The organism is Candidatus Omnitrophota bacterium, assembly GCA_018894435.1.
In the GTDB taxonomy this organism is placed as follows: Bacteria; Omnitrophota; Gorgyraeia; order JAHIPI01; family JAHIPI01; genus JAHIPI01.
In genome coordinates, this window is record JAHIPI010000031.1 from 1 (window position 1) to 16671 (window position 16671).

The window sequence follows — 16671 nt, forward strand, 5'->3', positions numbered from 1 at the left end:
ACCCTAATAGGTTACATAGAAGGCAGAATAAAAGGTAAAGAGAGACGAGAGATATATGAGCATATAAGCCTGACCTTACCCCTTACACTGGACAACTGATAAGTTGAGATTCTGGTGCTTGGCTACGGTAGTTGGAGTGTTAATAGAAGAAATAGGGACGTGTCAGAAAGTGCCAGGTTGTTACGTGTCCCAAAGTGACACGTCCCCACAATTTCCCTTGACAACGATAGGACATATGGTATACTTATATTGTGAAAACTATAGGGCATATGTCCTATAGCAAGGGGCATGTCATGAAGATGTTCCGCCTTACCGGCAAAGAAAAATTAAGTAAGATTATGGAGGCAACGGGGATATCCCGTTCAGAGCTTGCCCGCCGCCTGCAGGTGGACTATAAGACTGTTTATCGCTGGTTAGATAGAGGTGTAGCGCCTCATCCTGCTCAATCAAATGATATAGACCAGTTATTTAAGGAGTATGTAGACTTGCGGAGTATCGTTTTAGAGTTACGCAAGAAGATGCCTGCGCCGCTCAGGCTCCTTAAAACAGACAAGACGATAAGAGACAGATTTATTCTGAGAATGACCTATCAATCCAATGCCATAGAGGGAAGCCGTATGACTGAGAAAGAAACGGAAATGGCATTTGAGGGGAAAAAGGTAAGAGGTAAAGAATTATTTGAGATTTTGGAAGCGGTAAATCACAAAAATGCCATGGGGTTTCTTTTGGATACCATTAAATCCGATTTTAAGATAGATCAGGATTATATCCTGCGGCTTCATGCGATGGTGATGTATAATTTTAATAACAAATTACCGGGTAAATATAGAACCGGTCATGTAAATCTGACAAATACCGAAAAGCCGCTTCCATCAGCTCAGGATGTGCCTTTAAAAATGGGCGCGCTTATAAAAAAGATCAACAATTATGGAAAAAATCCTATAGAAAAAATCGCTCACGATCATTATGAATTTGAAGCGATCCACCCCTTTTTTGACGGTAACGGAAGAGTGGGGCGGCTTATTATGATAACACAGCTTCTGAGCAAGGGTTTTGCCCCCGCCATTATTGCCATTGAGGACAGATATAAATACTATATGGCCTTGGCGAAAGGCGACATAGGCGATTACAAGAATATCGTTCAGATGGTCTGCGATAGTATTATTGGAGGATACAACCTATTGGTAGAATAGTATCCTGATCAAAGGAGGTAAAGGTATGGCAACGTTTATGGGAATTGTACTGGTGCTTGCGGTAGGGAGTGAACTTTAAATAAAAATGGAAGAACGAAAATTAAGTTTTTTTGAGAAATATCTTACCTTATGGGTTCTTGCTTGTATCGGTTTGGGGATCCTGCTTGGCAAAATCTTTCCGCAAGTAGCACAAACTTTGGATAAGATCTCCATTTATCAAGTATCAATACCGATAGCGATATGTCTTTTTTTTATGATGTATCCGATAATGGTAAAGATTGATTTTGCAGAAGTGGTAAAGGCGGGAAAAACTCCAAAGCCCGTTATTCTTACCTTATTTGTAAACTGGTGCATTAAACCTTTTACAATGCTTGCTATATCAACCTTGTTTTTGGGGGTGCTGTTTAAGGGGTGGCTTCCAGGGGTGGAGATAGTAAAGGGCGGTATGCAGGTGGATTTGTATAGGTCGTATATTTCCGGATGTATATTATTGGGCATAGCGCCTTGCACGGCGATGGTCTTGATATGGGGGCATTTATCAAAAGGAAACGACGGACACACCCTTGTGATGGTGGCTATTAACTCTTTGGCTATGTTATTCCTATACGCTCCATTGGGCGGGTGGTTATTAGGTGTAAATAAAATGCCCATACCTTGGCAGACAATCGTGCTTTCCGTTGTTGTTTATGTGGGCTTACCACTTTTCCTGGGATATCATTCAAGGAAATGGATTATTGCAAAGAAGGGCTGTAAGTGGTTCGAGGAAAAGTTCCTTCACTATTTAACGCCGGTATCTATTTCCGCATTGTTAGTTACGCTCATCCTATTATTTTCTTTTAAGGGCGAATTGATTGTAAAACAGCCGCAAACGATATTTTTGATCGCTATACCACTTTTTATACAAACTTGTCTTATATTTGCAGTGACTTATGTGTTGGCGAGATGGTTAAAATTACCATATAGAGATGCCGCGCCGGCTGCGCTGATTGGAGCAAGCAATCATTTTGAGGTTGCTATTGCCACGTCTGCAATGTTATTTGGTTTATCATCGGGCGCTTCCTTGGCTACGGTAGTTGGAGTGTTAATAGAAGTCCCTGTTATGCTTATGCTCGTTAAGGTATGCCTAAAAACCAAACATCTGTTTTGATAGAAACAAAAGGGAAACGCCTGCAAACCCTAAAAATATCTTTCTTTTTCTTGACTTAACAAGATTTTATGCTATAATGTTTCTATGCAAAATATACTGGTAAGAAAAGGAAGGCCGGAAGATGCGCATCACTTTTCAGAACTTGTCATATTAACCTCTTCCGAGATGTTTCCCATAGTCTTTGGTTCCAGCGTAAAGAAGGTGATGAAGAGTTTATTTCCCCACAAAAGGCACTACTACAGCTTTGACCGTTGTTTTTTTGCCGAAATAAACGGCAGGGTCGCTGGAATGGCGCAGCTGCACAAATTGATAGCCAGAAAAGGGCAAACGGTTCGCCTGAGCTTTCTTTTGCTCAAATATTTAAACTGGAGATTGCCTGCGAAGGTTGTCAATCTGCTTAAACTAGATCGCCTTATAAAAGATGTTGCCCGTAACGATTGCTATTTGAGCAATGTTTCCGTATATCCTGAATTCAGGTCATTTGGTATCGGAACAAAATTGCTGGAGGCGCTCGAAGAAGAAACTAAAAGCATCGGTAAGAAAAGAGTGGTGCTGCATGCTGAAACTCACAACCGAAGGGCCATAAGCCTTTACGAGCGCCTCGGCTATAAGATCGAATCCAAATCCACCCCGCTTTTAATCCGAAACAGGCTTTTCGAATCCTTCACGATGGCCAAGTCGGTCATTTCCTAAATATCTTCTTGGGATAGCTTCTGGTATAATGGTAACACGTCCCGAATCAGCAAAGGAGCAAATTCTTGAAGGCACCAATTCTTAATAATGAAACCGGTCTTAACGGCAAAACCGGCATCAGGGTTAAAATATATAGAAGTATCACTGAAGTAAGTGAGAGCGCGTGGGGCGCCGTTGCGGGCGAAGGCCGGATATTATGTGCGCATAAGTTTATCGAGGCCCTCGAGAAATCAGGCTTCGGCGGGGACAGATGCTACTATCCCGTCGTATATGACGGCAATGAGATCATAGCGCATACCTCCGCCTACTTCATGAACACGGAAATGGACTTATGCGCCCAGGGAGCCGTAAAAGATATCATTGATACGGTCAGGGGGAATTGGAAGAATTTTTTTATCCTGCGATCTCTCGAATGCGGGCCGCCCATATCGACAGGAAATACCATATCGTTTAAGAATGGAGTAAAGCGCGCCGATGTTTTCGAGCTTCTTTGTGACTCGATAGAAGGCCTGGCAAAGTCGCTCGGTATCAGTTTTATCCTATTTCGCGATTTTTACAATGATGAAGTGAAATTTTATGATATCTTGAAAGAGCGCGGATACATGAAGCTCCACAATCTGCCGACGGCCGAGCTTAAGATCAGGTGGAAAAGTTTTGGCGAATACTTGGATTCCATGCACAGTAATTATAGACGGAAAATAGTCAAACGTATAGATAAGTGCGCTAAGGCAGGCATATCTCTCCGGGCGACGAAAAACTTTTCAGACAATACGCGCGAGCTGAAACGATTGTATGACAATGTCTATGACCACGCAAAAGAGATTAAGCGCGAGCGCCTGAGCGAAAGCCTTTTTCAAAATATTAATAAATATCTCGGAGAAAAAGCAGTAATGATCCAAGCCCTGAAAGACGAAAGACTCATCGGTTATCTGGTTTTACTTTTCAGCGGCAAAACTCTGATCTCAAAGTTCCCCGGCCTCGACTACGATTATACTAAAGAATGCCATACATATTTCAATCTTTTTTATAAAGCGATCGAATTGGCCATTGAAACGGGGATGGACTACTTTGATATGGGTATTACGACCCTTATTCCAAAAAAAGATATGGGCGCAAGTATTGTTCCCCTAAACATGTATATGAAGCATTCTAATCCGTTTTTCAATAAAGTCATACCGACATTATTTAATAGGATGACCCCGCAGGATACGAAACCAAGGAATGTTTTCAAGTAAGCCCGCCAAAAGTATTAAAGAAAAAGTAGTATATCTTTAATATAATGTCATAACAAGGCCGCCAATTAAGGCTAACTTTAATTAGCGGAAATGTTATTAAAGAATACTTGACATTTCTTTAATAATGATGTATACTTACTTTGCTATGGATAAGAATCGAGCAGGGGTACTTATAACTCAGCAAAACGGGTATAAGGCATTTATACCAAATCCGCTACCGCCCAATCCTCCTTTGGAAATTGACCCGGAAATGATCGCATTGCTATCCAAGGCCGACAGCGCCATCGGCCGGCTTTCGGGGGTATCGGAGGCCTTACCCAATCCGAATCTATTTGTGGCAATGTATGTAAGAAAAGAGGCGGTATTAAGTTCTCAGATAGAAGGTACCGAAGCTTCGTTAGAGGATGTAATAGAATATGAATCCGAAGACAGGCCAAAGACACTGGCAAATGATGTTGCCGAAGTAATCAATTATGTGCGGGCGATGAATTATGGCTTAGACAGAATTCGTGAGCTGCCTTTATCACTAAGACTGATTAAAGAAATACACGCTGAATTGATGAAAGGCGTAAGGGGCGCAGAAAAGACGCCGGGTGAGTTCAGAAAAAGCCAAAACTGGATAGGCCCCGCAGGCTGCACATTGGAGAATGCCAAATTCATACCGCCTCCGCCCCATGAGATGATGCAGGCAGTGGGAGTTTTAGAAAAATACATGCACTCGAAGCTTAGATATCCCCTGCTGATAGAATGCGCTCTGATGCATGCTCAATTTGAGACCATTCATCCATTTCTTGATGGCAACGGACGCATAGGGAGGCTCCTTATAACGTTTTTTCTGTGTTACAAGGATATACTTAAAAAGCCGCTGCTTTACCTGAGCCATTATTTTAAGCAGAATCGAATGGAATATTACGATCGTCTTACGGCCATAAGAGATAAAGGAGATTTTGAATCGTGGATAAAATTTTTCTTAAACGGAATAATTTTCGTGGCAATCGAGGCGATGGAAATGTCTCACAAAATACTTGCCCTTCAGGTAAAGGATAAGGCCGGGATTAATGAGATGTGCAGAAGATCCAAAAAAGCAGCGGCTTTACACGATAGGCTGTTCGACAGGCCGATCGTGTCTGTAAAAGATGTAGCCAGGATGATGGAAGTGACATTTCCTACTGCAAATGACCTGTCCGCAAGGCTTATCCGCGCAGGCATACTTAAAGAAATAACCGGAAAGACACGCGGCAGGATGTTTGCTTACAAGAGCTATTTAGATCTACTTAAGAAAGAATGAAATATCCGAAACAATAGGCGGACCTATGGCGAAAGATTCGAAGTGCGGACATTGCGAACATAAGCAGCCATTCTATAAAGATAAATTATTTATCGTTTCTGCCGTTTTGGCCGCGCTCGTAGCGCTGTCTTATTTTATACCTCTTTTAATCCCTTTCAGAGAAGCGTTCTTCATGTATCTTGGAAAAATCTGGTGGGCCATACTTCTGGGGCTCGCAATCGGCGGGCTGATAGATTATTATGTCCCGCGCGAATATATTTCGCTTATTCTCGCAAGCCCGGAAAAAAAGACGATATTCTATTCGGTCATCCTCGGATTTTTTATGAGCACCTGCTCGCACGGCATTCTGGCGCTCGCCATACAACTCCACAAAAAAGGCGCATCCACTCCAGCCGTGATCGCATTTTTGCTGGCAAGCCCGTGGGCCAATATGGCGCTTACAATAATGCTTATAGGATTTTTCGGCCTTAAAGCGCTTTACATAATATTTTCGGCGATACTTATTGCGATAATAACGGGATTTATTTATCAGTTTTTGGATAATAGGGGGCTGATAGAGAAGAATCCCAATATAGCGAAAGTCGAAAAAGGTTTTTCTATAACAGAAGACATAAAGAAGAGATTTAGAAGTTACAAAGTGACTTTGCCGGGACTAGGGGAAGATGTAATCGGCATTTATCGGGGGGCGGCCTCCTTGGCCGGCATGGTCCTATGGTGGATATTTATAGGTATGGCGCTTGCGAGCTTGGCAGGCGCGTACATCCCGTCGCATATATTCACTTCTTATATGGGGCCGACTTTCCTGGGGCTTTTGGTAACTTTGGCGGTTGCGACTGTTATTGAAGTCTGCTCCGAGGGTTCGAGCCCGCTGGCATTTGAAATATTCCGCCAGACGGGCGCATTCGGAAACAGCCTCGTGTTTCTTATGGCAGGCGTTGCCACCGATTATACAGAGATAGGACTTATCTGGCATAATGTCGGAAGAAGGGCGGCCATTTGGCTGCCCATAATTACCGTGCCGCAGATTCTGATACTCGGGTTTCTGGCGAATATCTTATTTTAAATTATGACACCTCTTATTACAGATGAAAAAACGGGTATAATGTACCGGAAATACCACGCGCATTCTTCCGGCGCCGTACTTCTTTTGGTGCACGGACTGGGCGCGCATAGTGCGAGATGGCAATTTCTCGTCGATTTTTTCCTGCAAAATAATTTTTCATCTTACGCCATAGAGTTAAGAGGCTTCGGTGAAACAGTAGATCGAAAAGGGCACGTTGACTCCACAAATATCTATTTCTCCGATATAAGCCGCCTGTCGGTCATTGCGCGAAAAGAGAACCCCGGCAAAAAGATATTTCTTATCGCAGAAAGTATAGGCGCTTTGATCTCTTTTTCAATGCTCGCCTCCGGTGCCGATTTTATGAGCGGCCTTGTATGCATTTCACCGGCATTTTCAAGCAGGCTCGATATAAAACCACTCGATTATATAAAAATATTTTTTACACTTTTATATAATCCACGCAAACAATTTCCGGTGCCTTTTACGGCCGAGATGTGCACGCGTGACGCCGGGCATCAAAAAGTCATGAAAGACGACCGAAGAGAACACCGGCTCGTCTCGGCGAAACTCGCCTTTGAAATCACAAGACTTCAGAAGAAAGCGCTCTCATCTGCCGCTAAAATAACACTCCCGACTCTATTTCTTCTTGCCGGAGACGATAAAGTTGTAGATCCTGATGTATCGCGAAGAGTGTTTTACGCGATAGCGGCAAAAGATAAAAAAATAGTGGAGTACCCCGAGATGTGCCATGCCCTTTCTATCGACCTCGGAAAGGAAAAAGTATTTCTGGAGATATTGAAATGGATTATGTCTTATCTATAGACCAGGGTACGACGGGAACCAGGGCAGTACTTTACGATAAATTTGGCCGTCCCGCGGCGAGCTCCTACGAGGAATTTACCCAATATTTCCCCAAGCCGGGATGGGTGGAGCACTCACCCGAAGAAATATGGAGAAGTGTTCATAATTCCATACAGAAAGTCCTCAAAAAAAAGAAAAATTGTAAAATCGCGGCCATAGGCATTACAAACCAGCGCGAGACGACGGTGATTTGGGATAAGAAGACCGGGAAACCGATATACAACGCGATCGTCTGGCAGTGCAGAAGGACCGCCGAGCGATGCGCCGCGCTTAAAGCGAAAAAGGCGATGGAGGAATTTTTTGAAAAACGCACAGGGCTTCCGATAGACGCGTATTTTTCGGCGACGAAGATAGAGTGGATACTCAAAAATGTGCCCGGCGCGATGGCAAAGGCAAAAAGAGGCGAGCTTCTTTTCGGGACGACCGACAGCTGGGTTTTGTGGAAGCTGACCGGCGGTGCGGAGCATACGACTGATTACACAAATGCGTCGCGGACCATGCTTTTTAATATAGAAAAACTGAAATGGGACAAAGATATCCTTAAAGTATTCGGGATCCCCGAAAAGATACTTCCGGAAGTGAAAAAATCATCCGGCATCTTCGGAAAAAGCGTGCGGATAGGGACGCTTCCAAAAGGCATACCTATTACGGGGGTCGCCGGCGACCAGCAAGCGGCGCTTTTCGGCCAGGCGTGTTTCGAGCCGGGCACCATAAAAAATACTTACGGCACAGGATGTTTTATACTGCTGAATACCGGGAAAAAACGGCCTTTTTCAAAACACGGCCTGATTGTGACTTTGGGCTGCGGAAAAGCAGGCGAGCCGGTCTACGTTCTTGAAGGCGCCGTATTTATTGCCGGCGCGGCCATACATTGGCTTCGCGACGGCCTCCGGATACTTGGCGAGAGTTCCGAGTCGGAGGAGATGGCGCAAGCTGTTGCCGATAACGCCGGAGTATATTTTGTCCCGGCATTCGTCGGATTGGGTGCGCCCTACTGGGACCAACACGCGAGGGGCGCGATCTACGGCATAACGCGCGGTACAAAGAGAAGCCACATTGTGCGCGCCGCGCTTGAGGCAATGTGCTATCAGACAAAAGACGTGATGCGCGCCATGGCAAAAGATTCCGGGCTTAAGATAAAAAATCTCAAAGTGGACGGGGGTGCTGCGGTCAACAATTTTATATGCCAGTTTCAGTCTGATATCCTCGGCATAGAAGTCACGCGGCCGGCCGTAGTGGAGACCACTTCGCAGGGCGCGGCGTATTTGGCGGGGCTCGCCGTCGGTTACTGGAAAAATATCGGCGAGATAAAAAAGATCTGGAAAAAAGGCAGAGTGTTTAAACCGAAGATGCCGGCCGGTACCGCCGCATCTTTATACAAAAACTGGCTTGATGCCGTCAAAAGGACGCGTTCATGAGAGACTATGACGTCGCGATAATCGGCGGGGGCGTTACAGGAAGCGCCATCGCGCGGGAACTCGCGCGTTTCAGGCTGAAGATAATACTTTTCGAAAAAGAAGAAGAACTCACCTTCGGCGTTTCAAAATCCAATAGCGGCATTATCCATCCCGGCACACAAAACCCGGCCAATTCACTGAAGGGCAGATTATGCGTTAGGGGCAATACGCTCATACGCCAGACCGCGCGTGAGCTGGGAGTAGATTTTAAGGAAGTAGGCGAACTTATAGTCGCATTTAACGAAAGTGATACTCCCAAACTTCTTTCGATAAAAAAAGAAGCGGAAACGCTTGGCGTCCGGGGATTGGCCGTTGTAGATAAAAAATGGCTCAGAGAAAAAGAGCCGAACTTGAGCGAAGATGCCGTAGCCGCGCTTTACGCGCCCACAGCCGGGATAATAAGCCCGTACCGGCTCGTTTATGACCTGAGCGAGAATGCCGCAAAAAACGGCGTCGAAATACACACGAAGACCAAAGTTGTCAATATTGTAGAATCCGGCGGATCTTTTGAGATAGATAGTACGGGCGGCAGGTTCCGGTCAAGATTTGTCATAAATGCCGCCGGGCTTTTCGCGGACGATATATCAAAAATGGTCGGAGTCGATTATTTCAAAATAACACCGCGAAAAGGCGAGGAATTCCTTCTCGATAAAAAACGCGAACATATAGTGAACCACCTCCTTTTCCCGCTCCCTTCAAAAAATACAAAAGGCATCCTCATCATAAAGACGGCCGACGGTAATCCCATGATAGGCCCGAGTGCCGAAGACGTTGACGAAAAAGAGGACCTTTCCACATCCGATACCGGCCTCAAAAAAGTCCTCGAATCCGCAAAACGCATGATGCCGTCGATTAGCGAAGATGACATAATAGCGTATTTCGCCGGGTTGCGGCCCGTGGCCTCGGCCGGAGGCCTCGGCACTCCCTCCCTTCGGGACTTCCTTCGGTCGTCCCTACGGGACTCCCTTTGGTCGTCGGACATTTTGTCCTCGGTCGCAGGCGAAGATTTTATCGTTCGTCACGAAAAGAGCGTACCCGGCTTCGTAAATGTGGCGGGTATACAGTCGCCGGGCCTAACCTCGGCGCCTGCGATAGCGCTTATGGTGTGCGGCATCCTGAAAGACGCCGGCCTTCCAATGCGCCGCAAGTTATTTTTCCATGGCCACAGGCAGAAGACGATACATCTTTTCGCAATCCCTTTTTCGAAGACGCAAAAATTGATAGAAAAAGACGCCGCTTACGGGGATATTGTGTGCAGGTGCGAGATGGTCTCGGCAAAAGAAGTGAGAGACGCCATAAAGCGCGGCGCCGGGACATTCGACGGCATAAAATTCAGGACACGCGCCCAGGCAGGCAGGTGCCATGGAAGTTTTTGCACGACGCGGCTCATGAAGATACTTGCCGAGGAATTGAAAGAGCCCGTTACAAGCGTGACAAAAAGGGGCAAGGGCTCGGAAATAGTCAAGGGCGATAGGAAAAATGGTTAAGAAAGATTTAGTCATAGTGGGAGGCGGGCCGGCAGGCATGGCAGCGGCTATTGCCGCATATGAAGCCGGCGTAAAGGACATCTTGCTTCTTGAGCGCGATCAATACCTCGGCGGAATATTGAACCAGTGCGTACATACCGGCTTCGGCATAGATTATTTCAAAGAGATCCTGACAGGGCCGGAGTACGGCGAGAGATTTATCAAGAGAGTAAAAGATATACCCGAAATAAAAGTAAGCCTTAAATCATTTGTCGTAAGTTTGACGAAGGACAAAGTACTTACATATCTGAAGCCCGGAGTGTTGGAGACGGTGAAGGCCGGGGCGATAATCATGGCGACGGGCTGCCGCGAAAAGACGCGCGAGATGGTGCACATTGCGGGCACAAGACCGGCGGGCATATTTTCAGCGGGCCTCGCGCAGAAACTGATAAACATAGAAGGCCTTTTGCCGGGTAAAGAGGTTGTGATAGTCGGCTCCGGAGACATCGGGCTCATTATGGCGCGGCGCTTTACGCTGGAAGGCGCGAAAGTGAAGGCGATAATCGAGATTCAGAAAAAGACGCGCGGGCTCACACGCAATGTCGTCCAGTGCGTCGAGGATTTTGACGTCCCGATGTATTTCAATCATAAGATATCGCATATCTACGGAAAAGACAGGGTAGAGAAAGTAGACGTTGTGGCGGTGGACGAGGGTTTTAACGAAATAGCCGGCTCGGCGTTTCAGATAGAATGCGACACGCTTTTAATATCGGTGGGGCTTATACCCGAGAATGAACTTATAGAGATGGCGGGAGTTACGATGGACAAAAAGACGAACTCGCCTGTTTCGAAAGAGCTTAATAAGACATCCATACCCGGCATTTTTGCCTGCGGAAACGCTTTTAAGGTATATGATATAGTGGATTCAGTTACGAAAGACAGTGTTTTGGCGGGCCGCTTGGCCGCCAAGTATTTGGGGAAAAAACCATGACAAAAACTATAACTTGTATAGAATGCCCGGTGGGGTGCGGTTTATCCGTCGACATAGAAAATTGCAAAGTCGTAAAAGTGACCGGCAGCCAATGCCCCAAAGGCGCGCCCTATGCCGTCTCCGAAATAGAAAACCCGATGAGGATATTGACATCGTCGGTTTTGGCCGAAGGAATGGATTTAAAAATGATCCCGGTCAGGACCGATAAACCTATTCCCAAAAATTATATATCCAAAGCAATGGACGAGATTAAAAAGATAAAGGTAATCCGCCCCGTTGATGCGGGAAGTGTGATCGCCGCCGATTTTCTGGGCTTGGGTGTGAATCTTGTGGCAACGCGCGGTTCGTATTGATTTTTTGGATTTTTTTGGTATACTCTAAATGTAAGTGCAAAGGTAGCCCCTCGACAATCTGGGGGCGAATTTTTGCACACAAAAATTCGGAGGTGTTGTATGATGATGAGAATTGATTTGGTAGGATGGGCGCTCCTTATGATCGCGCTTGCAATGAGTTTTTCTGTTTTGCATAAGGCGGCTAAGGATACCGACAAGAAGCTGAAACTGTTGGGCAATGTTATAGGTATTATCATACTGGTAGCATGCTTGGTATTGGCGATCGGCGATTTGAGTTCGCGCATCAGGACGAGAAGGCCGGGGACAGTTATGCCAAGACGCGCGGGAGAGACAAGGCAGTCCGTTACACCTTCGAGGGTTGCTCCTACACTTCCAAAAATACCAACAGCTCCAAGGACGGCAGTGCCCGTAATACCGGCTCCGCCGAAATAATAGATCGGATACTTTGGAGAGATGGCTGAGTGGTTGAAAGCACCAGTCTTGAAAACTGGCATGGGCCTCGTGTCCATCGTGAGTTCGAATCTCACTCTCTCCGCCAGTTACAAAAACTTATTTGATCACACCCCTTGAAACATCTCATATCTTATGGTATACTCACTTTAGTGAGTAATGGTTCACTAAAGTGAGCGAGGCTAATTTATGATATCAAACCAGCTTATATCAACGCATGCCCAAAAGGTCCTGCAATTCCTTCTTATGCATCCTGCGAAGATTTATTACGAAAGAGAAATAGCTCGCGGTACTAAAATCAGCTATGGGTCGGCAAACAATGTCCTAAGGCAGCTCTGCAAAGAAGGTTTAATTGAAAAAAAGAGCGAAGGCAGAATGTGTTATTATTCTCTTGATGCCGCAAATCCGTATATCAGGGAATTTAAAATCTTAAGCAACCTCGCCATCCTTGAACCGTTGGTCGAACGTCTTAAACCGCACACACGCCGTATTATCCTTTACGGCAGCTGGGCTAATGGAACCGATTCCGAAGAAAGCGACATAGACTTATTTATAGTTACCTCAAGCGAAGATAAGGTTAGATCAATAATCAATAAATTTTCCAATTCTTCACGAATCGTAAATAGAAAAATACAAGCCGTTATTACTACACTCGCCGATCTCCTTGATCAGGATGAAAAGGATAAAGTCTTTGCTAAAGAAGTTGAACAAGGTAAAATATTATGGGAAAAAGAGATAAATGAGGATAACCTTTAAAGATTGCGTTGTTAAAAAACGAATATTCTATTTTAAATCATCCAAGCACCTGATAAAACCTGAACCCGAAGAAGCTGTAAGTGATTTAAGCACAGCCGAAAAAGAATTCTCTGAAAGCGGCTTTAAGTGGGCTACCGTCAAAGCCTATTATTCAATGTTTCATTCTGCGCGGGCTCTTCTTTATTCCCGCGGCTACAGAGAAAAAGGGCATTTCTGCCTTTACTTGGCTATAAAAGAATTATTCGTTAAAGAAAATAAACTAGACTCTTCCTTGGTCGAAGCCTTTAACACCGGTATGATTTTGCGGGAAGAGGCCGACTACAAAAGGACGTTTTCGGAAAAGAGCGCTTCCGCAATAATAAAAAGTGCGGGTAAATTCCTTAAAGCGGCAAAAGCCATATTAAAGGCTTAACTACAACGCGCCGCCAGTAAATCAAACATAGGAGGCCACCATGGCTGAAGAGAAATTGATAGGCCGGATAAGCCATTATTTCGGAAAGCCCGGAGTGGGAATAATAGAGCTATCCGATGCCCTAAAAGTGGGCGATACCATTCACGTAAAAGGCAGCTCAGCAGATTTTACCCAGCAGGTCTCTTCTATGCAGATAGAGCATGTGATCGTCGATGAAGGAAAAGCAGGGGATCCTGTCGGCATAAAGATCGACCAAAAAGTCCACGAGCACGATTCCGTTTATAAGGTAATCGGCTAAAAAGCGCCAAAAATAGAGACTTTTTAATTAAATTTTAAAAAGTTTGAAATATTTTGAGAAAGACCAGTAAAAAGCTATATTTCTGTAAATTGTTGTAAATAAAAGCGTTGCATATGGTTTTAAATGCGCTTTTTACCATACACGGTTGTTAGCATAACGAAATCCTGGCTACCCTATTGAAATCGTTGACAGCATATGGTATACTTAGTGGTTCGGAAAGAAACGGTAAAATCACCCAACCCGGACCTCGAGGAGGCGAGTAAAATAAGATGAAAAGAACTCATAGCATAAACAAAGGATTTACACTTATCGAACTTCTGGTAGTGATAGCGATTGTAGGTGTCCTTATTGCGCTTTTGGCTCCCGCAATAGCGAGCACCCGCGAAAAGTCCCAAATAGCCGCCTGCATGAACAATATGAAACAGATAAGTATGGCCGCTTTCATGTATGCCGACGATCATAACTCGGTTATTCCTGATGTCTCTGATACCGCCACCTATACGCAGGAGACCGAGAACGTATATAGGTGTCCCCGGGACACACGGCAGGGCGTGGGGATTGATAAGCCGTCTTATACGGCATATCAATACACCCCCGCCAGCCTGCTGCCGTCGTCAGTAAACGGCCTATTTTCAGAGGCAGTGCTGTATCTTGAAAGCGATGAAGCGGGAATAAAAGATAAATCCGAGATAACAAAAAATGACGTTGCTTATAGGCACGATAATAGAACAGTGGTAGTATTTGCCGATGGCCATATTTTCTCATGCAATAATCAGCAGATAGGCGCGATATTGCTTACCGGAAGCAAAGGAATAGAATAGTATAATTCATCTCACTACCCACAGCCCAAGCCGCAGATTGAAAAATCTGCGGCTTTCATATTTGTCCCCTTGACGGCTTTAATGTAATATGGTATACTTGTTATACCAACAAAAAGGGAGAAGTGCAAAAAGGGGGTAATTCCAATGAAGTTCTTCAAGGCCGTAGTTTCTCTATTCTTTTTATCCCTTCTCATATTTTCATCTTTTGCATTCGCCGAAGACCAGCCATTGTCCTATGAACAATATCTCAATGACCTTCATGCCCAAGGTAAAGAAAGGGTGATAGTAAAGTTCAAAGGAGCATTAGATCCTGCCTTGATTGAACAATATGATGGAACGATAATCCACACCCTCTCCATTATTAATGCAATCGTTTGCGAAATTCCGCAGACAAATGTAGAGTTTTTGCAGAGTGAAGGCGCAGTAGAAAATGTGAGCATTGATGGTATAATCAAGGCAGATACGAATGTCCTTGAACTAAATCGTATAGAATATGCTAATATTCTGCGTGTCAAAAAAGAATACCTCGCAAAAATACGAATGGAGCGAGTTGCCTCTATCAAAAAATCCACTCAAGAATATCTTGAAGCTATCCGGAATTGCCTCGCCAAACGAAAAGAAATCATGAATTTATACAAGCAATATTTGAAAAAATTAAAGAAGGCCAATAAAATGGAAAGGCCTATTTATCTTCAGCAACTTGCCGAATGCAAGGTTATGCTGAAAGAATGTAATACCTTGCGCAAGCAAGCTCTCGAGCATTATAAAGAAAGTATAAATTTAGCAAAAGAAACGTATAAACTATCCGCTGCTTCTTGGTTTATACGAGCGAGCGAAATAATAGCTTCTGAAAGTACCGGTGCTACGCCAGAATGGGAAAATTTAGAGGCTGGTCTGAATGCTCAAGCGGTTTGGGATAGATATGGCTTGGATGGTACAGGAATAAAAATCGCATTTCTAGATACTGGAATTAATTATAATCTTCCAGATCTTGGCGGTGGTATTGGCTCTGGCTATAAATGTTTAGCCGGCCGAAATTTTTTTATAACAGACCCTCTAGATCCTCTATATTATGATCCGATGCCTTTTATTCACCCTACTGATTGGACGGAAAGCGAATGGCACGGAACGTCTGTTGCTTCCAATTCTGTAGGCAGTGGAGTAAGTCAAATTATTGGACCTGCAAAAAATGCAAGCTATTATTCTTTACGAATATTATCGGGCCCCAATGCAATAGGCCCAACAAGTAATGCCATAGCCGCTATAGAGTGGTGTCTTGATCCTGATGGAAATCCTCTTACTAATGATAGACCTGATATAATTAATATGAGCTTTGGTGCCTATGCAGCAGGGCCTGATAAGACGGATCTTGAAACTGCCTGTAACGCTGCATATAATGCTGGCATTATTCTTGTCGCTGCTTCCGGAAATAACGGATATGAATATTCTACATGGCCTGCTTCTTTTATAAATGTAATATCTGTTGGAGGACACGCAAAAAACCAAACGCTTATGGATAGATGGATTGGGGGCATTCATTATATTTCAAACGGCGGAGTTGATTTTGTGGCACCGGGTGAATATATTCGCACTCTTATTCCTGAAGGCGATAGTAGTCATTATGGAACTGGTACATCAGGAGCGGTGGCTTCTGTTTCAGGTATGCTTGCTTTAACGCTACAATACGCCCACGATAATGATATGCAACCCAATCATGGCTATTTATGGGAATTACTGAAGCATTCCGCTCAGCATCTAGTAGGTCCGACTCCGCCAGATCCATATCCGTATGATCCCGTTTATCAAGGCAGCGGCAAAGTTTGGGCAGCAGACACAGCGCCGACTCCTCCCGACTTGGACGACGGTAGCATAGACTGCATGGCCGCTAAATGGCCGCTGTCATATAATATTGTCTATGATAACTATCTTTACCTCGAAGAAGACCTATACCCCGCTTATTACATCGGCACATTCATGTATTATGACGTTGCCTTGACCAACAACACCAACACCTCCGGGAACTACTTAAGCGACATCGAAAACCTTAAAGTCACAACAACTCAGGCGTACTATCAGCACGAGGGCGAAGCAATTCTACCGGGCTCGCCAATCTGTGCATTTTCTCCAGTATCATCTCTTACGGCAGGAAGCCTGGAGATTTTACCGGATACATATTATCTGCCATGG

17 protein-coding genes and 1 tRNA gene are annotated in these 16671 nt (G+C 44.7%); all 18 read left to right on the top strand.

Features of this window, described 5'->3' with window-relative positions:
• Positions 1-293 precede the first annotated feature (293 nt).
• A complete protein-coding gene (locus KKI13_02425) occupies positions 294-1193 on the top strand; it encodes a Fic family protein (protein ID MBU4487908.1) in 900 nt (299 codons plus the stop codon).
• A gap of 85 nt (positions 1194-1278) precedes the next feature.
• Positions 1279-2340 carry an ACR3 family arsenite efflux transporter gene (gene arsB / locus KKI13_02430; protein ID MBU4487909.1) on the top strand — a complete coding sequence of 354 codons (1062 nt, stop codon included), beginning with the start codon at positions 1279-1281 and terminating at the stop codon, positions 2338-2340.
• An 84-nt stretch (positions 2341-2424) separates the two neighbouring features.
• Entirely contained in the window at positions 2425-3033 is a 609-nt protein-coding gene (locus tag KKI13_02435) for a GNAT family N-acetyltransferase (GenBank protein ID MBU4487910.1), read from the top strand.
• A gap of 65 nt (positions 3034-3098) precedes the next feature.
• Positions 3099-4268 (top strand): GNAT family N-acetyltransferase, encoded by a 1170-nt coding sequence (locus tag KKI13_02440; GenBank protein MBU4487911.1) that lies wholly within the window; start codon positions 3099-3101, stop codon positions 4266-4268.
• 145 nt (positions 4269-4413) lie between these two features.
• Positions 4414-5556: a Fic family protein gene (locus tag KKI13_02445; protein MBU4487912.1), complete on the top strand. Its 1143-nt coding sequence runs from the start codon at positions 4414-4416 to the stop codon at positions 5554-5556.
• Between the two features lie 25 nt (positions 5557-5581).
• Positions 5582-6619, top strand: a complete 1038-nt coding sequence (locus KKI13_02450; GenBank protein MBU4487913.1) for a permease — start codon at positions 5582-5584, stop codon at positions 6617-6619.
• 3 nt (positions 6620-6622) lie between these two features.
• Positions 6623-7441: a lysophospholipase gene (locus KKI13_02455; GenBank protein MBU4487914.1), complete on the top strand. Its 819-nt coding sequence runs from the start codon at positions 6623-6625 to the stop codon at positions 7439-7441.
• Positions 7420-8898: a glycerol kinase GlpK gene (gene glpK / locus KKI13_02460; GenBank protein ID MBU4487915.1), complete on the top strand. Its 1479-nt coding sequence runs from the start codon at positions 7420-7422 to the stop codon at positions 8896-8898. The genes KKI13_02455 and glpK overlap by 22 nt, the downstream gene beginning before the upstream one ends.
• A complete protein-coding gene (locus KKI13_02465; protein MBU4487916.1) occupies positions 8895-10424 on the top strand; it encodes an NAD(P)/FAD-dependent oxidoreductase in 1530 nt (509 codons plus the stop codon). Before glpK ends, KKI13_02465 begins: the two co-directional genes overlap by 4 nt.
• On the top strand, positions 10417-11394 hold the full coding sequence (locus tag KKI13_02470) for an NAD(P)/FAD-dependent oxidoreductase (GenBank protein MBU4487917.1): 978 nt from the start codon (positions 10417-10419) through the stop codon (positions 11392-11394). Before KKI13_02465 ends, KKI13_02470 begins: the two co-directional genes overlap by 8 nt.
• Complete coding sequence (locus tag KKI13_02475) at positions 11391-11747, top strand: DUF1667 domain-containing protein (protein MBU4487918.1); 357 nt, start codon at positions 11391-11393, stop codon at positions 11745-11747. Before KKI13_02470 ends, KKI13_02475 begins: the two co-directional genes overlap by 4 nt.
• 99 nt (positions 11748-11846) lie before the next feature.
• Positions 11847-12179, top strand: a complete 333-nt coding sequence (locus KKI13_02480) for a hypothetical protein (protein ID MBU4487919.1) — start codon at positions 11847-11849, stop codon at positions 12177-12179.
• A 15-nt stretch (positions 12180-12194) separates the two neighbouring features.
• Positions 12195-12285: transfer RNA gene (locus KKI13_02485), tRNA-Ser, on the top strand.
• Positions 12286-12386: 101 nt separating this feature from the next.
• Positions 12387-12953 (top strand): nucleotidyltransferase domain-containing protein, encoded by a 567-nt coding sequence (locus KKI13_02490; protein MBU4487920.1) that lies wholly within the window; start codon positions 12387-12389, stop codon positions 12951-12953.
• A complete protein-coding gene (locus tag KKI13_02495; protein ID MBU4487921.1) occupies positions 12937-13365 on the top strand; it encodes a HEPN domain-containing protein in 429 nt (142 codons plus the stop codon). The genes KKI13_02490 and KKI13_02495 overlap by 17 nt, the downstream gene beginning before the upstream one ends.
• 40 nt (positions 13366-13405) lie before the next feature.
• Complete coding sequence (locus KKI13_02500; GenBank protein ID MBU4487922.1) at positions 13406-13663, top strand: hypothetical protein; 258 nt, start codon at positions 13406-13408, stop codon at positions 13661-13663.
• Between the two features lie 269 nt (positions 13664-13932).
• Entirely contained in the window at positions 13933-14484 is a 552-nt protein-coding gene (locus KKI13_02505; protein MBU4487923.1) for a type II secretion system GspH family protein, read from the top strand.
• 144 nt (positions 14485-14628) lie between these two features.
• A partial coding sequence (locus tag KKI13_02510; protein MBU4487924.1) for a S8 family serine peptidase occupies positions 14629-16671 on the top strand: 2043 nt, incomplete at its 3' end.